General features: G+C 62.2%; 22 protein-coding genes. 5 read left to right on the top strand and 17 right to left on the bottom strand.

Translation table 11 applies throughout. The annotated features are described in order from the left end of the window. Positions 1-3 precede the first annotated feature (3 nt). Genes CI15_RS36220 through CI15_RS29455 form a run of 14 tightly spaced genes read right to left on the bottom strand, consistent with a single transcriptional unit; the run spans position 4 to position 13,549 of the window. On the bottom strand, positions 4-1,287 hold the full coding sequence (locus CI15_RS36220; protein ID WP_161950078.1) for a glycosyltransferase family 87 protein: 1,284 nt from the start codon (positions 1,285-1,287) through the stop codon (positions 4-6). Then, positions 1,284-3,104: a VWA domain-containing protein gene (locus CI15_RS37085; RefSeq protein ID WP_161950077.1), complete on the bottom strand. Its 1,821-nt coding sequence runs from the start codon at positions 3,102-3,104 to the stop codon at positions 1,284-1,286. Before CI15_RS37085 ends, CI15_RS36220 begins: the two co-directional genes overlap by 4 nt. Before the next feature lie 53 nt (positions 3,105-3,157). Continuing rightward, positions 3,158-3,886, bottom strand: a complete 729-nt coding sequence (locus CI15_RS29510; RefSeq protein WP_153041223.1) for a TadE/TadG family type IV pilus assembly protein — start codon at positions 3,884-3,886, stop codon at positions 3,158-3,160. After that, positions 3,874-4,395, bottom strand: coding sequence for a TadE/TadG family type IV pilus assembly protein (locus tag CI15_RS29505; protein ID WP_063910594.1), 522 nt, complete (start codon positions 4,393-4,395; stop codon positions 3,874-3,876). Before CI15_RS29505 ends, CI15_RS29510 begins: the two co-directional genes overlap by 13 nt. After that, positions 4,392-5,270 carry a tetratricopeptide repeat protein gene (locus CI15_RS29500; protein WP_063910593.1) on the bottom strand — a complete coding sequence of 293 codons (879 nt, stop codon included), beginning with the start codon at positions 5,268-5,270 and terminating at the stop codon, positions 4,392-4,394. Before CI15_RS29500 ends, CI15_RS29505 begins: the two co-directional genes overlap by 4 nt. Continuing rightward, positions 5,267-6,196, bottom strand: a complete 930-nt coding sequence (locus CI15_RS29495; protein ID WP_241495980.1) for a type II secretion system F family protein — start codon at positions 6,194-6,196, stop codon at positions 5,267-5,269. Before CI15_RS29495 ends, CI15_RS29500 begins: the two co-directional genes overlap by 4 nt. A 35-nt stretch (positions 6,197-6,231) precedes the next feature. Next, positions 6,232-7,218: a type II secretion system F family protein gene (locus CI15_RS29490; RefSeq protein ID WP_241495979.1), complete on the bottom strand. Its 987-nt coding sequence runs from the start codon at positions 7,216-7,218 to the stop codon at positions 6,232-6,234. Further along, a complete protein-coding gene (locus CI15_RS29485) occupies positions 7,215-8,630 on the bottom strand; it encodes a TadA family conjugal transfer-associated ATPase (protein ID WP_062135333.1) in 1,416 nt (471 codons plus the stop codon). Before CI15_RS29485 ends, CI15_RS29490 begins: the two co-directional genes overlap by 4 nt. Continuing rightward, positions 8,630-9,856, bottom strand: a complete 1,227-nt coding sequence (locus CI15_RS29480; protein ID WP_062135330.1) for a CpaE/TadZ family protein — start codon at positions 9,854-9,856, stop codon at positions 8,630-8,632. The genes CI15_RS29485 and CI15_RS29480 overlap by 1 nt, the downstream gene beginning before the upstream one ends. Positions 9,857-9,892: 36 nt before the next feature. Then, complete coding sequence (locus CI15_RS29475) at positions 9,893-10,267, bottom strand: CpaD family pilus assembly lipoprotein (RefSeq protein ID WP_241495978.1); 375 nt, start codon at positions 10,265-10,267, stop codon at positions 9,893-9,895. An 11-nt stretch (positions 10,268-10,278) separates the two neighbouring features. Beyond that, positions 10,279-11,772: a type II and III secretion system protein family protein gene (locus CI15_RS29470; protein WP_420915887.1), complete on the bottom strand. Its 1,494-nt coding sequence runs from the start codon at positions 11,770-11,772 to the stop codon at positions 10,279-10,281. A 4-nt stretch (positions 11,773-11,776) separates the two neighbouring features. Next, positions 11,777-12,766, bottom strand: a complete 990-nt coding sequence (gene cpaB, locus CI15_RS29465) for a Flp pilus assembly protein CpaB (protein WP_062135325.1) — start codon at positions 12,764-12,766, stop codon at positions 11,777-11,779. 24 nt (positions 12,767-12,790) lie between these two features. Then, the gene (locus CI15_RS29460) at positions 12,791-13,318 is read right to left on the bottom strand and encodes an A24 family peptidase (RefSeq protein ID WP_062135323.1); all 528 of its coding nucleotides are present in this window, start codon (positions 13,316-13,318) and stop codon (positions 12,791-12,793) included. A 48-nt stretch (positions 13,319-13,366) separates the two neighbouring features. Next, on the bottom strand, positions 13,367-13,549 hold the full coding sequence (locus CI15_RS29455; RefSeq protein ID WP_062135320.1) for a Flp family type IVb pilin: 183 nt from the start codon (positions 13,547-13,549) through the stop codon (positions 13,367-13,369). Between the two features lie 767 nt (positions 13,550-14,316). Between CI15_RS29455 and CI15_RS29450 the strand changes: the two genes are divergently transcribed. From CI15_RS29450 to CI15_RS29430, 5 genes are all read left to right on the top strand, one after another. Continuing rightward, the gene (locus CI15_RS29450) at positions 14,317-14,898 is read left to right on the top strand and encodes an IMPACT family protein (RefSeq protein ID WP_062135317.1); all 582 of its coding nucleotides are present in this window, start codon (positions 14,317-14,319) and stop codon (positions 14,896-14,898) included. 73 nt (positions 14,899-14,971) lie between these two features. Further along, positions 14,972-16,222: a glycosyltransferase family 87 protein gene (locus CI15_RS29445; RefSeq protein WP_062135314.1), complete on the top strand. Its 1,251-nt coding sequence runs from the start codon at positions 14,972-14,974 to the stop codon at positions 16,220-16,222. Between the two features lie 384 nt (positions 16,223-16,606). Beyond that, entirely contained in the window at positions 16,607-17,155 is a 549-nt protein-coding gene (locus tag CI15_RS29440) for a hypothetical protein (protein WP_062135311.1), read from the top strand. Positions 17,156-17,265: 110 nt separating this feature from the next. Beyond that, a complete protein-coding gene (locus tag CI15_RS29435) occupies positions 17,266-17,886 on the top strand; it encodes a LysE family translocator (RefSeq protein WP_062135308.1) in 621 nt (206 codons plus the stop codon). 167 nt (positions 17,887-18,053) lie between these two features. Further along, positions 18,054-19,031, top strand: a complete 978-nt coding sequence (locus CI15_RS29430) for a 2-dehydropantoate 2-reductase (protein WP_062135305.1) — start codon at positions 18,054-18,056, stop codon at positions 19,029-19,031. Between the two features lie 85 nt (positions 19,032-19,116). Here CI15_RS29430 and CI15_RS29425 read toward each other — a convergent pair whose 3' ends face one another. The 3 genes from CI15_RS29425 to oxlT are packed head-to-tail and all read right to left on the bottom strand — an operon-like array spanning position 19,117 to position 22,949. Then, entirely contained in the window at positions 19,117-20,568 is a 1,452-nt protein-coding gene (locus tag CI15_RS29425) for an aldehyde dehydrogenase family protein (RefSeq protein ID WP_062135300.1), read from the bottom strand. Between the two features lie 20 nt (positions 20,569-20,588). Then, positions 20,589-21,569 carry a LysR family transcriptional regulator gene (locus CI15_RS29420; protein ID WP_062135296.1) on the bottom strand — a complete coding sequence of 327 codons (981 nt, stop codon included), beginning with the start codon at positions 21,567-21,569 and terminating at the stop codon, positions 20,589-20,591. A gap of 30 nt (positions 21,570-21,599) precedes the next feature. After that, complete coding sequence (gene oxlT, locus CI15_RS29415; RefSeq protein WP_062135294.1) at positions 21,600-22,949, bottom strand: oxalate/formate MFS antiporter; 1,350 nt, start codon at positions 22,947-22,949, stop codon at positions 21,600-21,602. Positions 22,950-22,969: the final 20 nt, after the last annotated feature.

Below are 22,969 nucleotides of genomic sequence, written 5' to 3'. Positions count from 1 at the left end.
TGTTCATCGGGGGATCCCCTTGGCGAACGCAACACTATTGCCCCCTTTCACGCCGTGCCTCTCAGTCCTTACGCGCGTGACGAGCACCGCGAGGGTGAGCAACGTGAGAATGGGCAGGAACTGAAAATGAACGTGGGGTACGACGACTAACCCCATTAGCGGAGCGAACCCGAGCAGTATCAGCCCCTCCCGCTCGTAACGCCGGAAGCCGTGAGCCAACCCGAACCGGGCATACCACGCAATCACGAGGCCATACCAGGTCAGGTCGTAATCGTAGAGATAGGGACTAAAGGCCAGCGTCGCGCAGACGAGCGTCGCCGCGCGCAATTCGTGGGCGGCCGGCCGTGACCAAACGTAGACGACCGAAGCCACAGCCACGCACGCCGACACCGCCTGCAAGGCATAGGCCCCGGCCGCTGGGATGGACATTTGTCTCGCCAGCGCAAAAAACGTGGGGATGCGAAGCAGCGACTTGTTGTCGGAAGTGACGACGCTCTGGATTTCCCCCATGCTGCGCAGGAAAGCGGCGAGTGTTTCCACACCGAACAATCCGGTCGATATCGCGCTCAGCACGAATGCGATCGATCCGGTTACCACCAGCGTTCTCCACGAGCGCGAGCAGATCAGTGCAAGCGGAATCAGTACGGCGAGATGCGGCTTGATGCACAGTAATCCTAGCGACACGCCTGCCCAGACCGGACGCCGTGGCAGTAAGGCAAGCCCCAATCCCATCATGGCCGCAGTCAGCAGGCCGTTCTGTCCCGTCAGTGCCGAAAGAGCCACCCCCGGGAAGGCCAGTGCGAGCAAGGTCGAAATCCTGCCCGGCACGATAGCGTTGATCGCGACGACGAACGCTACGAGCGTCAGACCAAAGAAGAGCCAGGCCGAAGGCTCAAAAGGAAGCAGCGCAGCAGGGTAGACAAACAACAGGAACGTCGGCGGATACAACCAGGGCAAGGTTCCTTTGAGATCAGGCAGCACAGTTTTTTCCAGCGCACCCAGCACCTTCGTGCTGTACGCATGGGCAGCGTGTCCATGCAGCGCCAGATGTGAAGCACTCCAGAAAGCGATGTAATCTCGTGCATTGTTGCCGAAAGAAAACGGGTGCCCCCAACTGTCGCGAAGTATTTTCACTCCCGGCGTAAGGATGTACACGAGCAGCAATGCGCCTGAGTAGAGGTACAGACGTTGCCGTGTCATCCAATGCGGCCGCGGGCTCGCGCCGTCACTTGCACTTCCTTTCGGGACTGCAAGATCTTCGATCGATGCATTGTCCGATATCGTCATTGCGTGAGCCTCAACACGGCGATCTGCGATGCGATCTGCTGGAAGACCGTATTCAGCGACGAGTTGTTGGAGGCGACGTAGTAATCGCCTGGCGACGCACACGACTGCAAGCTCGTACCGGCGGCGCCCGCTCCGAAAGCGATCGTATAGATCGTGATGCCCGCGTTCTTGATCGCAGTGCAGACCGCTGCCTGATAGGTGTTGATGTCGTTCAGGACGATCGAGCCGCTCGCCAGCGTGCTCGACACGGAGGGAGCATGCAGATTGTTCGTGCCGACGCCGGACAGGCCATTGAAATACGTGACCTCCTGGCCCGGAATACTGCTCGAACTGACATCGTTCTGCCCGTCCGTCATTAGAATCAACACGCGCTGCAGCCCCATCGAGCTCTCCGGTATCGGCAGAGGGGTGGTGATGGTCGAACGCTGAATCCATGTGCCGGCCCAGCTCGAAGACAGCATGCGCCATCCCCACAACAAGCCGAGCGGAATGATCGTATTGCCCGCTGGCTGCATCGCGCTGATTGCATGGCCCAATTGCGTCTGGTCGTTGGTCAGGAACGTCACTGGCGTACCAATGCACAGATTGTTCTGGTTCAACGTATAAGTGGCGGTCGACGGCTGGTCCAGATCCCATTGACTGATCGGCAGTGTCGAACTGGTCGTGGTGCACGTGCCGTTTTTCCCGGATCCGATGGTCGTGGGAAACTGCGACACCGTCTTGGTCGTGCAGGTTGCCTTCTTTCCCGAACCCGTTTGCGTATAGAGCGTGAGCCCCGCGGACGGCACGTTGTAGTAGTAAGGCGTGAACTGCAAATAGGGTGAAGTCGGTGTCGCCGTCGCCGAAGACGGCGAATAGGCCAGCGCGGCCAGATTACCGCTGCTATCGTGCGGCTCCACCACGCACCCGCCCCACCCGCTGCCAGTCCACGCCCATGACGTACCTGACAGGCTAACCTTCGGCGTGCCGCTCATCGACACGCCGCTCGAGTTGTAGCTGAAGGACTGCTTGAGCCACGTCCCCGTCCCCGCACTTAGCGATGCGGAAACTGTCGCGTTGTTCCCATCCAGCCATGACGGTGTCATGCCGACGTTAACGGTGCTGGCAAAAGGCACGATTCCAATGTAGTACTGCGCCGATCCCGACTGGGCGAACAATTGCCCCAACAGATTATTGGCCGCGTTCTGCAGTCCAACGATCTTGCTCGCGCTACTGCCGCTCAGCGTCTGGGCCATCGACCCCGTGTTGTCCAGCACCAGCGCCAGTTCCAGTTGGGTTTGCGGATTACGCGCCACCTGGTTCGAAGCGGCGACCTGCATGTCGTTGCCACCGGTCGACCCGGTGCTGGTGCTGCTGCCCTTCGATCCGAGGAACGCCGGCATCATCAACGGCAATTCGCCCGCCGCGGAAAGCTGCACGTATTGGCCACCGCCCGGGTTATTCGTGCAGGTCGCATTGAAATTGTTGCTCGACAGCAGGATGTCGAGATAGCCGTTCGGCATGTTGGTGTTGTAATACGCGAGCGCATCTTTCTGCCACGCGGTGAGGCTCGTGGGACACGTCGTGCTCGCATAGTGGCCCATGTCCATCGATGCCGTAAGGTTCGCCACGTCGAGTGCGGACTGCATGCGAGCCTGCGAGATCGCATATCGTCCCAGGTCGATCGTCATCGACAACGCACCGAGCATCACGCTCGCGCTGACGGCGAATATCAGCGAGACCGCTCCGCGATCTCCGCCGGCAAGGTATTCGCGGCATCGCGTGAGCACGGCGGCATCGCGCCGGCGAGCGGTACGAACAGCGGTAGCTAGATTCATGATTGTCCCCGGTACATCACGCGAGCGCTGGCTTTTATAGACCGTGGCACCTGTCAGGACCCAACGATAGTCGTCGAGCCCGGACAGCCTGCCGACAAACCGCTTCCCGCTGCGAGACCCGCGCCGGTCGTGTTGAGCAACGGCATCGAGGTCCAGTTCAGCACGCGCTGCCGCGCATAGACGCGCCGATAGAGCACGGTCGAACCCGGAGCGCCGGGCCAGAACGAGGCGAGCAGAGGAAGCGGGGTGTAGCGGTAGAACACCTCGACGACGAGCGCGGCGTCGCCTTGATAGAACGGCCAGGAGGACGGCAGAACGTTGGTGGTCGTGATCTGGGTTTTCATGCCCGCGCTCGAGTTGGCCGCGGCCTGCCAGCAGATGGTCGCCTTACCGTTGCTCAGCGACGGCGTGCCGACCACGTTCAAGCCGCAGTTATTTTCCGAGGACGACTTGTCACAAATGGAAGTGACGATGACATTGCCATTCGCCGTCAATGTATTGGGACTGGCGAGCAGGTTCGCATCCGCCCACAACGAGCCGAGGCTGTTCGCACTGGCCGTGCCGGATTGATCTATCACGTTCTGCATCTGCCCGAGCGAATTCGCCAGCGCGAAAGCCGCATGCTCCACCATGCTCACCGCGCGCAGGTACAGATACACCTCGGTGAAACCGAATAGCATGAAGATCATCACCGGCACGATGATGACCACTTCAAGCGCCGCCACCCCGCGTGAGCGGCGCCGTGCCAGCCCGGCTTTCCGGGCACTCGTCAACTTGCGCATTCTTCGTTCTGGACAATGTAGTTGCGCTGGTAATTCAGCGTGGGCCGGCCGAGCCACTTGGACAGCCCCGTAAAGGACGGCATGGTGAGCTGAATCGTGTACATCTCCACGTCGCCGCAGTTGCCCGGCCCGCTGCCCGCGTTATAGCCGGACACACCGAAGTTGCTGAAGGACACATAGTCGAGTTGTGTGACCGTCAAGGTTCCGCCAGCATTCACCCAGTTCCCCAGGTACTGCTTCGCGATCTTCTCCGCCTGATCCGCGCGCGAGGTGCCGTCGGCGGGTAAGGACATCGTCAATCCGGCTCGCGAAGCCGCCTGGGCCGCGATCTGCACGGTCACGTCGACGGTCATATCGAGCGCGAACTCGATCGTCATGATGATCAGAAAGAACACCGGCAGCGAGGCGAGCGCGAATTCGATCGCGCTCGCACCGCGCTCGTCCCCCGGCAAGGTCCGCAGACGCCGCCAGACAGAGAGGCAGGGCCAGGAGCGGACAGATCGCTTCATTGGGTCTTTTTCTCCGTCGCGAAAGAGGCTTTGCCCGGGCCCGACGGATTGCCTTGCACGGCGGCCAGCCGCATGCGCTGCGTCGCGTAATAGCGGAGGTTGTCCTGTGTCGATTTTTTCGGCAGATCGGCGTCCAGAATTTTTTCGGCCGCTTCGTTGTTGCCGAGCATGCCGTAGGCCATCGCGAGATTCTGGCGCGCCTCGGCCGGCGCGGCCGGAAAACGTGTGACGTCGAGCAGCACGTTCGCCCCCTCGCGCGGTTTGCCCGACACCACCAGCGAGAGCCCCAGATCGGTCTCCAGTCGCGGGTCGCCTGGATTTTCGAGCAGTGCGTTGCGCAAGACCGCCTGGGCCTCGTCGTGGTGTCCTTGCATGTCGAGCGCGGTGCCGAGCCCCGCGGCAGCCATCGCGTCGCTCGGCGACATCGCCAGCACGCGCCGGTATTGGGCGACGGCGTCGTCCAGCCGGCGTTGCCGGATGGCCACGCGAGCATTGCCTGTCATCGCCGGCAGCGCGTTCGGATCGAGCGACAACGCCTTGTTGTAGTAGACATTCGCTCGCGTGTAGTCGCCCTGGACATACAGCGTGTCGCCCAGGCCCGTCAGGCCCGGCACGGAATCCGGATTGGACTGGACGATCTGCATGTAAATGGTGGTGGCCAGATCGACATTGCCTGACTCCAGCGCGGCCTCCGCCACGTGCAGTTCGCCTTTGAGGCTCAGCGTAGCCGGGTTCGACACCGGCGACACAGGCCCGTAGCTTTGCTTGACCGTGGTCGTGCAGGCCGCCAGTGTCAGCAACGACACGGCGACGCCGAGCCGGCACGCCGCTGCGGCGCAAACCCGAGGGGCGAGAAGTGAGCGAGTGATTTTCATGTCATGTGCTTCAGTGAGGCCGCGAGTTGCATAATGGCCGGTCCGGCGGAAATCGCGACGACGGCCGGCAGGATGAACAGCATCATCGGCACGACCATCTTTGGCGCGAGCTTGGCTGCGGTTTCCTCGATCCGCACGATATGGGCGGTCCGTTCGATACGCGAGAGCGTGCGCAGTGCCTGCGAAATGGGCGTGCCATAGCGCATCGATTGGGTCAGCGTCGTGATCAGCGCGCGTACCGGCGGCACGTCGACACGTTCGGCCATGGCTTGCAGCGCGCGCGCTCCGTCGCCGGAAAGATGCAGTTCGTCGGCGGTCAGCGCGAGTTCCGATGCCAGCGCCGGGCAGATCAGCGCCATCTCCTGGGCGACGCGGCGCAGCCCAACACCAAGGCTGTTACCCGCATTGGTGCAAATGACGAACAGATCGAGCGCGTCAGGAAAATAAGCAAGGATCTTCTTTCGCCGCCGGCGCGCGTAAAAGTCCAGCGCATATTCCGGCACGATCATCCCGAACATGAATGCGGCCAGCATCATCAGCATGCGAATCGCCAGAACGTGGCCGAGCGAGAACAGGTCGGCGACCCACAGCACGACCAACGCGGCCCACAGCACGCCGGAGACGAATTTCAGCGCAATCAGGGTCGGCACGGCGGCGGGGCCGCGGAAGCCCGCCTTGACCAGATCGTTTGCCAGCTTCAGCCGCTGATCGGAGGTGAAGAGCGGCATGCGTTCACCGAACCGGATCAACGGCTCCATGACACGGCGGACGAACGCGAAGCGATTGATCGACGTGTCTTTGCTCAAGGAAGCGGCTCCCGTGGCATTCGCACTCGCCTCGCGTACGCGTTCCGCAATCCGGCCTCGATACCCGCCCCGGTTAAACGCCCACCAGAGCACGAGCGCACCTAGCAGCATCAGCAGCATCAACAGATTGATCAGCAGATCAATGCGCATCGTGCTCATCGCGAGGTATCCAGGTTGGCGATCTTGTTGATGACGACAACGCCCGCGACGATCGCCGAAACGGCGAACGTCAGGATCGAGTGGCCCGTCGGCGTGGTGAACAGCAGCATGATGTAGGCGCGATTCGACATGTACAGCGTACCCACGATCAGAACCGGAATGGCTGCGAGGATCTTGACCGTGATCCGCGTCTCCGCCGTCAACGCTTTGGTCTTCTGACGAATTTCGCGGCGGGCTCGCACGATCCCGGCCAGGTTCTCGAGCGTTTCGCCCAGTTGTCCGCCCGTTTCTCGTTGCAGCAGCAGGCACACGCAAAAAAAGGAAAAATCGGCCACGTGAACGCGTAGTGCCGCCGAGCTCAGCACTTCCTCCAGATCCATGCCGAGCTGGAGCGAATCGCCTATGCGCTTGAACTCGCCGGCTAGTGGCTGTGGGGACTCCTGGGCCACCATGGGCAATACTTTGACCACGGGAACCCCGGCGCGCACCGCACGCACGATCATGTCGATCGCATCCGGCAACGCTGCCAGAAAGCTTGCGCGGAAACGGTCGACGAACATCTGATAGATGCGTTGCACGGTCAACACAGGTAACGCGAGTGCCAGCAGGATCTGGACAATGCCGGGTACCGACGTGAAGCGCGGGATCGCCAGTGCCACACCGAATGCGACGAGGCCGCCGGCTATCACGACCGGCAGCCCGCGCGGCGCGACCGTGCGCAAGCGGTCGCGCCGCGCGCGAAGCCAGCCGAACACGATATTCGTCTCGTCAGGGTGGCCCAGCGCGCGCCCTTTGATGATCGCTTGCACGTCGCTCGAAGTCGTAGCGGCCAACCCCGTTTCTCCAGGCATCGCCGCGATCCGTGCGCGAATCAATGCGTCGGGACGCTGATTGCGCAAGTCCTGCCAGACCAAATGCATGATGCCGACGATCACCGCGCAGAGGAAAGCGGCGATCGTGGCGAGGTTGACGATCGCGCTCACGCAACGGCCTCCAGCAAGGCTTCCTCGAGGCCGTAGTACGAGGCCCGCTCGGTGAATGCCGGCCGCAGGTGGCCGTTTTCGAAGCCGCCCTTCACCTCGGCGTCGTAGGACGTCACGTCGTAACGGAAGGCGAACAGATCCTGAGTGATGATCACGTCGCCCTCCATACCCGCCACCTCGGTCACGCGGGTCAGCCGGCGGATACCGTCGCGCATCCGCTCGACCTGGACGATCAGGTGCAGCGCGCTTGCGATCTGCCGCCGGATCGACATCAACGGCAGATTGCCGTTGGCCATCGACACCATGCTTTCGAGCCGGGTCAAGCTATCGCGCGGCGTATTGGCGTGGATCGTGGTCATCGAGCCGTCGTGGCCCGTGTTCATCGCCTGCAGCACATCGAACGCTTCCTCGCCGCGCGTTTCGCCGAGGATGATGCGGTCGGGACGCATCCGCAGCGCATTCTTGACCAGATCGCGCTGATTGACACCCCCCATGCCCTCGGTGTTTTCGGGGCGTGTTTCGAGGCTGACGACGTGAGGCTGCTGCAATTGAAGTTCCGCCGCATCCTCGATCGTGACGATGCGCTCGCCGTTATTGATGAAATGCGAGAGCGCATTGAGCAAGGTGGTCTTGCCGGAACCCGTACCGCCCGAGACCAGCACGTTCAGGCGGCAGGTGACCGCGATCTTCAGCACGTGCGCCATGTCGAGGGACATATTGCCCTGATTGACCATGTGCTGAAGGGTGAGCTTGCGCTTGGAAAATTTACGAATGGAGATCGCGGGCCCGCGCAATGCGAGCGGCGGCAGTACCACGTTGACCCGGCTGCCGTCCGGCAGTCGGGCATCCACCATCGGGCTGCTCTCGTCGACGCGCCGGCCGACCCCCGCCGCGATGCGCTGCGCCACAGTGGTCACGTGCGCGTTGTCGCGGAACCGGTACGGTGTAAGTTCGAGCTTGCCGCGCCGTTCCATGTAAACCTGATCGGGGCCGTTGACGAGGATATCGGTCACCGTCTCATCGGCGAACAGCGGCTCGATCGGCCCCAGCCCGAACATGTCGTTGAGCAGTTCCTCGACGATCAGCCCTTGTTCGGAAAGCGGAATGTTCAGGCGCTCGCGCTCGATGATCGCGGAGACCAACGGCTCGAGTTCGGGCTTCAGTTGCTCGCGGCTGTAGGTGAGCACCAAAGAGGCATTCATGGTCGACAGCACGGCGTTGCGCACCGTCCTGTACGTGTCCGAGCGCACGAGCGACGCATCGGAAGCGGCATTCGTGTCGTTCTGAACCACTACGCCGAGAGACGACCGCAACGACTTCTCGTCGATCTGCGCCTTGGGGTCGAGCGTTTCGGTATCGCCCCCGGTGGACGCGGGGGCCAGTTCAACGACGCGTTTTTGACCGAATTGCATCACTTCCTCGCCATGAGTCGTTGCCACAGGCTGGATTGCACAACCGTGTTCTGGTTGTTACCGGTCAGATCGCCGGACAGGTGCATGATGACCTGCTCGAACGCCTCGGTCTTGCCGGCTGCTATCGGCGCGCCGACATTCTCGGCAATCGCGAGCGCGCGGCGTTCGAACGGCATCTCGGCCAGCACGGGGCGCCCAATCGACGCCTCGAAGTCGCCCGGCTCGACCTTGCCCGCTGTCGCCATGTTCGGATTGTTTAGCAGAACGGACGTAACGGGACTATCGCTACTGCACGTTTCGATATATCGGATCAGCCTGCCGGTCTCATGGACCGCATGGACCGACCGGTCCGCCACTACGTAGCTTCGCCCGGCGCAGCGGAACGCCTCCTGGGTCAGCGGATCTGCGCGCTCGCCGATATCGAGGAACACGTAGTGGAAACTCGACACCAGTACATCCAGCACTTTCTCCAGCGCGCCCTCCCCGAACGGACGCTCGTCGTGCCATCCCATTTGCGCCGACAACATCAGTAGCCGCGAACCGTCCACGGACTGCATCGCACGCTCGAGATAGGCGGGGTCGAGCCGATTGACGTTCTGCAGCACGTCGACCAGACCGTTGTTGGTCTTCAGGCCGACCATGCTCGGGGCGCCCCCACCGTGCAGGTTCAGGTCCAGATACACCACGCGACGCCGCGAATTGGCCAGGTTGCGGGCGAGGTTGATCGCGATCGTGGTCGTGCCGACCCCACCGCGTGCGCCGACGAACGTGAGGACCTTGCCCGCGCGCGCTTGCGACACCGGCATCGCGCGGCCATCGCGCAGATTCAGCGTGCGCTTGAGCAGTCCGACCGTCAGCGGTTTGACCAGATATTCGCCCACGCCGATGCCGAGCAAGCTGCGGTACAGGCCGACATCGTTGCGCTCGCCGAGCGCGATCACCTGCACCGACGGCTCGCAGACGCTGGCAAGCCGGGCCAGATCCGACAGCGGCATTTCGGAAGTCTGCAGATCGACGAGCAGCAGCTTCGGCGAGTGCTCCATACTGGACAGGCGCGCGATGGCTTCGTCGATGCCGCCCTCCGCGATGTAGGTATGCGGCAGGGCCTCGTCCAGAACGAAGCTTTTGAGCACCTGCTCGGACTCGCGGTCCGCGACGAAGGCGACGAAGTCGGCGGCGACCCCGTCGGACCTGGCGGGCTTGATGAGGGTTCCAATCATGCTCATGTTCAATCCGGGGGCGAAGTGGGTTGGGTCCTGTCGTTATTTCGTATTTCGCGAGGTGTGCTGGTCGAGCGGCGTGACCTTGTTCTGCTCGTAGCGGCGCATCGCATCGGCGGCCACGGCGGCATCGGCCGGCCCAATGGGTCGAGGCTGCTCCAGATCGCGTGGATTCGAGACCTGCGCGGCCAGATTCGTGAAAGTCGCGCACCCCCATGCCACCGAGGGCTGCCGCAAGCCGCCGTCGGTCAGCCCGGACGGCACGACGAGCTGCCTGCAGTCCGGCGCCAGCATCTGGCCACCGTCGCTGTGGATCACCGAGGCGTCGGGCATGTTGAACGGCGGCTGGAAACACCCGCCCAGCAGCGTGACGAGCAGGCCGAGCGGAGCAAACAGGATCCTGAATCGCATTGTCATGGTCGCTCCGATCAATAGATGTAGCCGGCCCGGCCCACCAGACGCGGCTGGGTGTCGGCGTCTTCGACGGACGCTCTCGCGCCCGTCGAACCATGGGTGTGCTGGAAGCTGTACTCGAGGTCACCCACCGGCTGCATCACCGAATCCAGCGGGGTACGCAGTTTGTCCGGACTGACCGGGTCGACCAGATACGGCGTCACGATGATGACCAGTTCGGTCTTGTTGTTCTGGTAGTTGCTCGACGAAAACAGCTTGCCGAGCACCGGGATCGAGCCGAGGCCAGGTATCTGCGAGATGGTGTTGCTCGTATTGTTCTGCAGCAAACCCGCGACGGCGAAGCTCTGACCGCTGCCGAGCTCGACCGTCGTATTCGCGCTGCGCACGCTCAAGCCCGGAACCGTGATGCCGCCGGTGGTCACGCTGACCGACGAGTCGATCTGGCTCACTTCAGGCCGGACCTTGAGGCTGATGCGGTTGTCGTTGAGCACGGTCGGCGTGAAATCCAGCTTCACGCCGAACTGCTTGAATTCGACGTCGATCGCGCCGTTGGTCTGCGACACCGGAATCGGGAACTCCCCGCCCGCGAGAAAACTGGCTGTCTGGCCGGACAACGCCACGAGATTCGGCTCGGCCAGCATCGTCAGCAATCCTTCCTGATGGAGCGCGTCCAGCAGCATCTGGATGTTCCAGTGGCTCGTCGCGAAACCGGTCAGCAGAGAAAACGCGCCGTTCGTAGCCAGATTGACCGCCGAACCGCCATTGCTGCTCGAGCCAGTCGTATTCAAAATCCCGCGACCGTTGAACAGCCCCGTCTGCCAATTGCCCGGGAGCCCGAGCGATTGCCAGTTCACGCCCAGTTGCTGCGTGACGTTACGATCGACTTCGGTAATGCGCACACGCAGTTGCACCTGCAACGGATGCGCGATCGTCATGCGATTGACGAGCACCTGCTTTTCCGCGAGGTACGGCGTCATCATCTGCACCACGGCATCTGCGACATCCGATCCCGGTACTTCGCCCGAGACCTGCAGCGATCCAGGCCCGACGTCGAGGCGCAGATTAGCTCCCGGAAAGCGCGCCGCGATCATGCGGCGCAGCGTGTCCAGGTCGGCGCCGACCAGAACGCTGCGCTTGAGCAACTGCACGCCGTTCGCCGTCAGCGCGAACAGCGTCGTCGTACCGGCCTTCTTGCCGAGCAGCACCAGGACGCGCGGAGTCGGCATGTGCACGTCGGCCACGTCCGGATCGGCCACGAATACCGAACTGGCATCCTGATTGAGGCGCACGAGCACCTCCTGACCCGCTGTCACGCTCACGCTACCGCCGACGTCGGCAGGCATCGCCGCGCGCACGGGTACGGGCTTACGGGCCATATACGTTGGTGGAAGCTTTGTCGCCTGCGCTTGCGCTCCAACAGCCAGTCCCAGCCCGACGGCGAACGCCACCGCGCGTGCGACCATCGGCCGTTTCCCTCGCGCTACCCCGGTCAGATCAATTGGTTTCATATTCTTATTGCGGCATGGGCTGGGTCGGAAGCGGAGGTACACGGCCACCCGCGGCTAACGGCACGGTCGAATCCTCAGCCAGGTTTTTTTGCGAACCGCGATAAACCATCACGTTATGCCCCGCGATGGCGCTCTGCGGCTTATTGCTCGCCGGTCGTGGCAGCTCGCGCACGGCACGCGAAATATCGCCGGCCCAGACGGGTTTGGGCGGTGCGGAAGCCGCGTCGGCGGATTCGGCGCCGGCATCGCGGCTGGCCACGGCAAAGCTGCGCAGGGCAAGCGACAAGCTGCCGAGCCGAGCCGCCACGGACACCACCTCGGCCCTCTCCGGCGAGACCTCCAATGTGACGGTGCGCGCCCGGTTGCCCGAATCGGGCGCAGTGCCGTCTGCCTTCGGACGCTGGATGACCGAGCCGACGGCCAGCACGCGCACATGCTGGACGATGGTTTCGCTCGCCACCGCCAGCACCGGCTCGTCGGTACGGTTGCTCATCTGCTGGGTCAGCAACAGGTCCACGTAGTCGCCCGGCTCGATCAGACCGGCGTTGCCCGAGACATCGTCGATCGCAACCGACACCGCCCGCATGCCCGGCTTCAGCGTCGCGGCCAGAAAGCCCGGGGCGCCCGGCAGAATGACCTCATCGGACAGGACCGCCTGGCCAGCCGACACGGCCTGGCGCAACAGCGCGCCTTTCAGTTCGACCGTATTCGGCGCATTCGGCGCATTCGGCGTATTCGGCGCACCCGCCGCAGTCGCCGGATCGCCGTCGATCACCGCACCGGCCGGCACGCTCGCCGCCGGCGTGTCCTTCCAGGTGAGATCGGCTTCCCGCAGCAGCAGGCCGGCGGGAAGATCGGCGGCCGCGACGCGGACCCGTTTCATGGTAGGAGCTTGAACGTGCTGCGCCGTCGCGGTCTGGACGACGAAACGCACGATCACCGCCACGAGCAGTGCGCCTACCAGAAGAACTGCCAGTTTTATGATCTTGGACATATGGGCAGAGGCCGAAGTCGTTTTCTAGTGCTTCACAAAGTGCGTTATCGCCCAAGGCAACCAGAGCGGTAACAGAATTGCCGTGCTACCACCCGTCGCAAGCGCGACCCCGTACGGCACCCCGCGCCGGCAGGAAAAGAATGCAAGAGCGCGCATTGGTCCGAAGCACGCGGCGGGATCGAGCCGACGTGTCGCGAGACCAAGCAGTGCAACGAGCAAACCAGTGATGGCAACTAGCATCAGAGTCGACGTCGCAACCAGCAGATTGCTACCGACCCACAGGCCGACAGCTGCAACCAGCTTGACGTCCCCTCCTCCCAGCATGTTCATCAGGTAGAGCCCAACGCACAGCACACCAACTACTGCCGCGACCAGCACATGCTCCCCGGTCACGGACAACGACTTTTGCGCGAGTACCGCATCGGCAAAGAACAGAATGGCGACCGCCAGCACGCCCTTGTTGGGCAAACGGCGGTCGCGTACGTCCATCACTGCAAGCCACCCCAGCGTCCCCACCGTCGCCAGCCGGACCACGAGTGAAAGCATCGACATTGCCACCTCTCATTCAACTGGCGAAAGAGCTCGGGGAACCGCAAGTTATTAGCTGGTGGCGCTGGTGATCGTGGAGGCCAGATTCGAGAAGCCCGTCGAGAGCCCGGTCGAAAGAAGCCCGACAGCCGAAACGACTGCTGCCACGATGATCCCCGCCAGAATTGCGTACTCCAGCGCGGTCACGCCGCGCTCGTCACGCACGAACTTATTGAAGAACTGACGAATTTTCATGTAACCCCCTCATAAACACTGTTGGTCGATAGCCAGGTTTTTTTCCGGTCGTTGCGGACCAGCATTTATCGTAGCCGCGCGAACTGGATACCCCCGGGCCGAAAAGACGGTAAAAGCCCGCTCTATTCGGCTCATGCAACACAGCCTGCCAGAGTAAGAGCCATCCCCGTCTTACCGATTAACGGCAGAGACGCTGAATACTTTACTGAAATAATCGCTAGTGCTTTCCCGGATTGCGGGAGATTTTTTAATCGATTCGATCAAACGCTAATATTTGTATGACGATCGAATGCCAAACGTTTGCCCGGTTTGGCGCGTAAAAAGGGGAACAAACACAAGGCAAAAGCGCACAGGGGTGCCTTACCAATTCGTACGAAGTAATATTTGATTTCCTGAAGCGCGATTTTTCGCCCAATGATTAACGATCAAACGTTTGCGCGAATGCGGTGCTAAATCATTGACGGAAGAATTGGTAAAAACGGATTTATCAACGCAACTCCGAATGCGTGAAGTTATCCGTAATTTCAGAAAGCGCCCTTTTTAGTCCAATACTCGGCATTCAAACGTTTGCGCCATCCACGTTGTTGGAATAATGGGCGAAAAATGTGATAGAAACGGATCAATGGCCGATCAGCCGATGTCCACGCATAATTGCCCCATTCGAGCCCGCCGCCCTGTCGTACCCGGCCCCTGCCGGTCAGTCGACGCAGGCTGACGAAGCCCCCATCAATCCATTGATTTCATTGACATAACGGATCTCGACCAACGTGAGTCACACCGTCTCAACCACCGTTTCCGCAGAACTCGAGATTCGCAAGAGCCGCTTCATCGCCTATGCCATCCCGGTCGCCGATCGCGATGCCGCGATGGCCGAATTGCAGCGTCTGCGGCATGAACATCCCGCCGCGACGCATGTGTGCTGGGCGCTGCTCGCGGGTGGCCAGTCCGGCATGTCGGACGACGGCGAGCCGTCCGGTACCGCGGGCCGGCCGATTCTCGAAGTGCTGCGGCATCACGATCTGGAGGGTGTACTCGGCGCGGTCGTGCGCTATTACGGCGGCGTGAAGCTCGGCGCGGGGGGGCTGGTGCGCGCGTACACCGATGCGATCGCGTCCGCGCTGCTCGACGCACCGCGCGTCGAGCGGATTGCTCAGGTTTCGCTGGGCGTGGAAGTCAGTTATGCCGACGAAGCCAAAATTCGCCGCTGGATGGACGCCGAAGGCTATGCGCTCGTGGACAGCGCCTACGGCATGCTGGTGAAGATGACGATGCGCTTGCCCGCCAACGCGCTCGACGCATCCAAACGAACGCTGATCGATATCACGCAGGGAAAGGCGGGCTTTTTCTGAGCGGCTCTGGTGTCGGTCCTGCACAACGAGGACAGGTCATGGCATGATCGCGCCACAATGATCAAATAACGTTATGTCACTAACGACTGATAAGGCCAGCGACGGGGCGCCTCAACGCGAAAAGCGCTGGGTCACTCGCGAAAGAGTTGTGGTTTACTGCGCGGCGCTGCTGGCCTTGCAGCTCATATTGCTTGGAATCTGGGCGTTGAGGTGGGCGCTTCATGTCCGCGGCGCGCCGCCGCTAGGCCTCGATTTCCGGGTCTACTGGAGTGCCTCGTACGTCTCGCTGCATGACAGTGCCATCGAGGTTTTCAATCCAAACAAGTTATTCGCGGCAGAGACCTCTTTGTCGTCCTCGGCTCCGTATTCGCCGTGGGTTTATCCGCCAACATTCCAGTTGTTGATCTATCCGCTGGCATGGCTGCCTTACCCCTTGTCATATGCAGGGTTCTTGTGCGTAAGCATCGCTTGCTACTCGTTTGTCTGTGCACGAACCCTGCAATCGAAGGCGCTGCCTTTGATTTCCGTCATTGCATTCCCGGGCGTCTGGGTTGCCGCAGTTGCTGGCCAAAACTCTCTTCTGACGCTCTCCCTGGCCGCTGGTGCACTGGGTCTCCTTGAACGGCGCCCGTTGCTGGCCGGCGTATGTGCTGGATTGCTGGCGATCAAACCGCAACTGGCGATACTGTTCCCATTGATGTTTCTTTGTGGTCGGCATTTCCGCGCGCTAGGAATGATGGTCGTGACCGGAGCGCTGTTCTGCGGCGTCAGTCTGCTTGTCCTGGGCGTGCCGCTATGGCTGAAGTTTTTTGAAACGCTGCCGCACTTCAATACAGTTGCTGTGGAAAACGGCGGAATGGACCTGTGGCGAGGCATGCCCACCGTATTCGCTCTCGCGCGCACACTGGGCGCTAGCCTGCCTTTCGCCTACGTGGCGCATTTTGCGGTTGCCGTTCCCGCGGTGCTGATAACCGCAATGCTATGGGCTCGTCGGGCAAGCATCGAGGTACGTTCTTCGGCATTCGTGGTCACGGCGTTGCTCGCCCAGCCCTACCTCATGTACTACGATCTGGCATGGCTGATATTGCCCATCTTTTACCTTTGCCGCGATCATGAACGACCAGTCGTATGGACGAGTTTCGAGGGCTTGATCATCTCCCTTGTTTGGCTCTTGCCATTTCTGGCGTTTCTCACCGTACTTACGTGGTCAAGACCATGGTCTACGGCGCTTCTGCCAATCCTACTTGTCGTAGTGCTGCGCCGCGCAGCAACAGACAAGAGCAGGTGTCCAACAAACCTTAAGCCTTCTGAGTTCAGCTATTGAGCAGCTTCGACCAGCCGTCCGAGGAGTTGGGCAAGCCAATCATCGACGACGAACCGTGGACGCTGATCGAGCTGAGGACATCGTGCCGATCGGCGGCCGGCGCGGACAGCCTTTGAGCAGTCCTGGCGGCGTCTACGCCGACCGGGGTTACGACCACGACAAATGCCGACGCGCTCCTCACATGCACGGTATTTCCACTAGCGATGCGCGCCTCGCCGCCTCGATCGGCAAGTAATTCTCGCCCCCGGCCGAAGGTTGACGCCCCGGTTCGCTGCTACCATGCTGTTCTCCGCCGCGACGATTCCACTTAAAAGGGCAATTCCTCTGAATTCGACCGCCGCTTTCTCCCGCAGGACTGCCGCGCGCCCGCCGTTGAGGTCCCTCGTGCTCAAGGGCTGCGGCGCGGCACTGCTGCCCATGCTGCTGTCCGCCTGCTCGTGGTCGTGGTTCGGCCTCAATAGCCACGCCGGCACGACGCACGCGAGAGCCCACGGCACCGGGTCGCTCAGCGTCGCCCCTGCGCGCGACTTCGCGTACCTGCCCGCGCGCGACGGTCACATCTCACCGAACCGCATCGAAAACACCGGCATGACCGGGCTCGTGTTGAAGGACGACATCAGCGTCGTCGTGCGAGATGACGTCGCCAATAGCCTGCGGGTGGCTGGTTTTCGGATCGACGACAACAAACGCGTGCTGAGCGGCACCATCGAAACCTTCACGGTCGACGATACGCGCTCGCCGGCACTGTGGACGCTGAAGATGCACTACGTGGTCACCGACGCGGCGAGCCAGAAAGTGATGTTCTCGACCACGCGCACCGTGAAGCAGAAGTCGCCGAAATTCACCAACAATACGATCGCGATCGACGACACGGTCAAGCTCAGCGTCGATGCTTTGATCGACGACCCCGGCTTTATCAAGGCGGTGAACTGAACGCGCGATCAGCCGGCGCGCGGCGCGGTTTCGCTACAATTCGGGGTAACGCGTCGCGTGCAAGCCGCCGCGCGCCGCATCGTGATCTCCTGTCCGGAATGCGCCCCATCATGTCCCTGACCGCCTGGCTGTTCTTTTTACCCGCCTGCTTCGCCATCAATCTCGCACCCGGGCCCAATAACCTGCTGTCGATCAACGTGGCCGCGCGTCATGGCTTCATGAAGGCCTTCGTCGGCGGCACCGGCCGTCTGCTCGCCTTCGCGCTGATGCTCGCGCTCGCCGCGACCGGCCTCGCCGTCGTGCTGCATGCGTCCGAATGGATCTTCCTCGCGATCAAACTCGCGGGCGCCGCCTATCTGATCTGGCTCGCGATCCAGTTGTGGCGCAGCGACGCCCCCGCCATCGATACCTCGCAACCCCAGGACGCCGCGCTCGCGCGAATCGCACGGCACGAGTTCTTCGTGGCGGCGGGCAATCCGAAGGCGATTCTGGTTTTCACCGCGTTCCTGCCACAATTCGTCGACGTCGCGCGGCCGATCCTGCCGCAGTTCGCCACGCTCGGCGCGAGCTTTCTGGTCCTCGAATGCGTCGCGATTGCCGTGTATTCGTGGGCCGGCATGTATCTCGGCAAATGGCTGATGCGCGCGAAGATCCGCCGCTGGTTCAATCGCTGCTGCGGGGGATTCCTGGCGGCGATCGGCGTGAGTTTTCTGCTGGTTCAGCGCGGCTGAGGGATCGGGGGCACGCGGCCTTGTCATAACCAATAGCTAATACATCGGCCGAGAAACTTTAACTATCAGCATTCGTCGCTCCCCCTTATGCTCGAACCGTGACCGGCCGCGCAGCATTGCGAAGCGGCCTTGGGCGAACGGCTTTTTCATCGTCAGGGAGCGACATCATGAAGATCTGCATCTTCGGAGCGGGAGCGATTGGCGGTTTGCTGGGCGTGCAACTGGCGCGCGCAGGCGCGGACGTGAGCTTCATTGCGCGCGGCCCGCATCTCGCGGCCATGCGTGAACACGGCGCGCGCCTGATCATGGATGGCGAAACCTTCAGCGCACCGGTGCGCTGCACGTCCGACCCGCGCGAGCTCGGCGTTCAGGACTTCGTCATCATCACGCTCAAGGCGCATTCGCTGCCTGGCGTCGTCGATACGATGCAGCCGCTGCTCGGCAAGCACACGGCGATCGTCACCGGCGTCAACGGAATTCCCTATTGGTACTTCTATCAGCACGGCGGACGCTTTGCCGGCACTCGCCTCACGAGCGTCGACCCCGATGGCTCGCAATGGACCAAGCTCGGCCCCGAGCGCGCGATTGGCTGCGTACTCTATCCGGCGGCGGAAATCGTCGAGCCGGGGGTCATCAAACACGTGTACGGCAAGAAGTTTCCGATTGGCGAGCCGAGCGGCGAGCGTACGCCGCGCATTCAGCAATTGCACGAGATCATGCAGGCGGCCGGATTCGAAGCGCCGATCCGCGAGAACATCCGTGACGAGATCTGGCTCAAGCTCTGGGGCAATCTGTGCTTCAACCCGATCAGCGCCTTGACGCACGCCACGCTCGATATCCTCACGAGCGACCCGGGCACGCGCGCGGTCTCGCGCACGATGATGCTCGAGGCGAAGCGCATCGCGGAGCAATTCGGCGTGCACTTTCGCGTCGATGTGGAAAGGCGAATTGATGGCGCGGGTGCGGTCGGTGCGCACAAGACATCGACGCTCGTCGATCTCGAGAACCGTCGGCCGATGGAAATCGATCCTCTGTTGACCGTCGTGCAGGAAATGGGCCGGCTCGTGGCTGAACCGACTCCCACCATCGACGTGGTGCTGGCCCTGATCAAACTGCGCGAGAAGATCGCTTTGCAAGGCGATTAAGCGGGTACTCGCACGCTTCTGCTTCGTCTTGCAACATCATCGAAGGATCGGCTGCCATGCAGCCGATCCTTTTTCACACTAGCGCTTATTGATCGATCGCCACCCACACCGCCTTCGGTTCCGTGAAGTTCTCGATCGCGACATCGCCGTGCTCGCGACCGAAGCCCGAATCGCCACCACCACCCCACGGCAAACGCACGTCCGTGTAGCCATAGGTATTGATCCACACCGTGCCCGCTTTCAGGTCGCGCGCCATGCGATGCACGCGGCTCAGGTCCGCGCTCCACACACCGGCCGCGAGACTGTACGACGTGCCATTGGCGATTCGGATCGCGTCCGCTTCGTCGTCGAAACGGATCACGCTCGCCACGGGCCCGAAGATCTCTTCCTGCGAAATGCGCATCTCGTGCTCGACGTTCGCGAACACGGTCGGTTCGACGAAAAAGCCGCGATTGCCCACGCGCGCGCCGCCGGTCACGAGCGATGCGCCTTCCGACCGTCCTGTCTCGACATAGCTCAGGACGGTCTTCATCTGCGCGGCGGAAATCAGCGGCCCCATCGACGTTTCGCGCAGCGACGGATCGCCGACCTTGATCGACTTCGCACGCGCGGCCAGACGTTCGACCACGTCGTCATACACGTCACGATGCGCGAGGATCCGTGACCCAGCGGAGCAGACCTGTCCGGTGTTGAAGAAAATGCCGGACGCTGCAGCTCGCACGGCATTGTCGAGATTCGCGTCGGCAAAGATCACGTTCGCCGACTTGCCGCCGAGCTCGAGCGTCACGCGTTTGAAGTTGCCTGCCGCGCCTTGCAGAATGCCTCGTCCGACCGATGGCGAACCGGTGAACGTAACCTTGTCGATACCGGGATGCGAGACCAGCGCATCGCCCACCACACTGCCTTTGCCGGTGACGATATTGAGCACGCCGGGCGGCACGCCCGCTTCGAGCGCCAGTTCGCCGATGCGCAGCGCCGTGAGCGGCGTGATCTCGGCGGGCTTGACGATCAGCGTGCAACCGCAGGCGAGCGCGGGCGCGATCTTCCACATGCCGATCATCAGCGGAAAATTCCAGGGCACGATTGCGGCGACCACGCCGACCGGTTCGCGCAACGTATAGGTCAATGCATCGGGACGCGTCGGCACCACCTGGCCGTTGATCTTGTCGCACCAGCCTGCGTAGTATTCGACGGTATCGATGGCGGCGGGTACGTCCTGACGCTTCACCGCGGCGATCGGTTTGCCGCCGTCGAGGCTTTCGAGCGCGCTCAGTTCCTCGATGTTCTCGCGCATCAGGCCTGCGAGCCGTTGCAGGATGCGGCCGCGCTCCGCGGCCCGGATCGAATTCCACACTTTCAATGCGCTGCGCGCGGCACGCACCGCGGCATCGACGTCGGCGGCGCTGCCTTGCGCGACCAGTGCGATCGGCTCCTCGGTCGCGGGGTTGATATCGACGGAGTATTCCCCGGTGCCGGGCGGCACGCGCTTGCCGTCGATCAGCAGATCATGGTGCCTGAGGTCGGTCTGGATTTCCATGATGAAGCTCCTTGAGTTGTCTAGAGTTCTTCCAGCATTCTTCGCGTCACCGACGGCCTGGACGTGCGCGTCGCGCCCGCCATCGGCACTGCGTCCGCGATCCGCGCATGCCCGCTCGCCGATGCGACGAACTGCGCCCACGCAGCAGCGGCATTGGGACGCAGCGAGCGATTCCTGCGCTGCACGAGCACCGTCGTCACGGTCGTTTCGGGTACCAGTGGGCGACTTACCAGCGAAACACCCGTCGCCGGCCAATACGAATCGACAGGCAGCACGCCCACACCAAGCCCCAATTCGACCATGCGCGCCACCGCCGCGACGTGTCCGAGTTCCTGCAGCGGCCGGCGTTTCACTTCGTTCGCGACAAGTGCCGGTTCGAGCGCGGCGCGCACACCGGTATCGGCATTCAGCGTGATCAGCGGCCATTCGCGCAACGCACGCCAGCCGATAACGTCGTGCCGCGCCAGCGGATGCGTGGATGGAATCACCGCGTGCAGCGGCGTGGTGAAAAGTACTTCAGCATGCAATAGAGCACTATCGATGGGTTCGGCCACGCAGACGGCGCCGAAATCCACCTCGCCATGCTCTACGCTGACCAGCACGCTGCTTTGAGGCTGATCCCTGAGCGACACGACGAGCTCGGGAAAAGCCGCTGCGCACTGCGCCAAAGCCTGCGGCGCCCAGCCGGATGACAACGCCGGATTACTCGCGACTACGACGACGCCCGTATGTCCGTCGTACGCGGCGCGTTCTTCGAGCAACGTCAGTTCGATTTCGTCGAGCAGCCGGCCGATTCTTCTCTCGAGACTCGCGCCCGCATTCGTCAGTTCAACCTGGCGTGTCGTGCGGTCGAATAGTTTCAATTCGACCGCATCTTCCAGCTCACGCACGCAACGGCTCACGGCCGACTGCGTCAGATCGAACTCGCGCGCCGCGCGCGTGAAACTCCGCTCACGCGCGACCGCGACGAAGACCTTCAGCTGCTGCAATGACACGTTCATGACGTCGGCCCCGGGCGCGCGACGCTCACCCTATTCACCGCTCTGCTCGGGCCAGTGGCTCATGCGCGACGCGTTGCCATTGCCGTGCCCCGCGACGGCCAGCACGCCCTGCGGTTCATTGTGCGATTCGATCCAACGCGTGCGCATCGGCTCGAGGATGAACTTCGCGGAGATACCGGCCGCGATCGTGATGACGGCGGAGACGATGAAGACCAGATTCCAGCCGCCGGTCGCCGCCAGTACCGATGCGATCGGCACCACCAACGAGGCCGTGCCCTTGGCGGTGTACAACGTGCCGGCATTGGCCGCCGCGTACTTGCTGCCGAACGTATCGGCACAGGTCGCCGGGAAGATCGAGAAGATCTCGCCCCAGAACAGGAAGATCAGCGCGGCAAAGACCATGAACGCATAGGGATTGCTGCCGAACTGCATCATGCCGAGCAACGCGAGCCCTTCGCCGATGAAGATCACGAACATCGTGTTTTCACGGCCGATCTTGTCGGAGATGAAGCCGCACAGTGGACGCGTCAAGCCATTGAAGACGTTGTCGATCGACAGCGTGACGGTCAGGAGCGGCAACGTCATCCCGAAGAACTGCATCGGAATGCTTGCTATGCCCCAGTCTTTCGCGATCGGGCCGAGCTGCGCGGTCGCCATCAAGCCACCCGCCGCGACCGCGACGAACGACAGATACATCACCCAGAACACCGGCGTTCTGATCATCTGGCGCGAGGTGAAATCGACTTTCGACACCGCGAAACGGCTCTTGCGTATGCCTTGCTGGCGCAAGTTCGGCCGCGTCAATAGCATCGCGAGAAGCAGAATGCTGACGCCTTGCACGATGCCGAAGAACAGGAACGTTTCTTCATAGCCGCGGCGCGTAATCATGTTTGCAATCGGAATCACCGTCAGCGCTGCGCCCGCGCCGAATCCCGCGGCCGTCAGACCCGCGGCGAGACCGCGCCGGTCGGGAAACCATTTGAGCGCATTGCCGACGCACGTTCCATACACGCCGCCCGCGCCGATGCCGCCGATCACCGCCGCGAAGTACAACATGCCGAGCGTCGTCGCATACGAATTGAGAATCCACGACAAGCCCGCGCATACGGCACCGGCCGCCACCACCGGACGCGGCCCGAAGCGATCGACGAGCCAGCCCTCGAACGGCACGAGCCACGTCTCGGTCAAAATGAAGATCGAGAACGCGAGCTGGATAGACGCTTCACTCCAGTGATGCCGCGCATGCATCGGGGCCACGAACAACGTCCACGCATATTGCAGATTCGCCACCAGTGCCATGCACACCATACCGATGACGAGTTGCCACCATCGGTTACGCCAGGACATGCGGGTCGTCGATTGCTGGGTGATATTGTTCATGAGCCTCGTCTCCACTATTT

Source organism: Paraburkholderia monticola (genome assembly GCF_001580545.1).
Lineage (GTDB): Bacteria > Pseudomonadota > Gammaproteobacteria > Burkholderiales > Burkholderiaceae > Paraburkholderia > Paraburkholderia monticola.
Note: the sequence above shows the minus strand (reverse complement) of the source record. Positions and strands in the feature narration are given on the sequence as shown.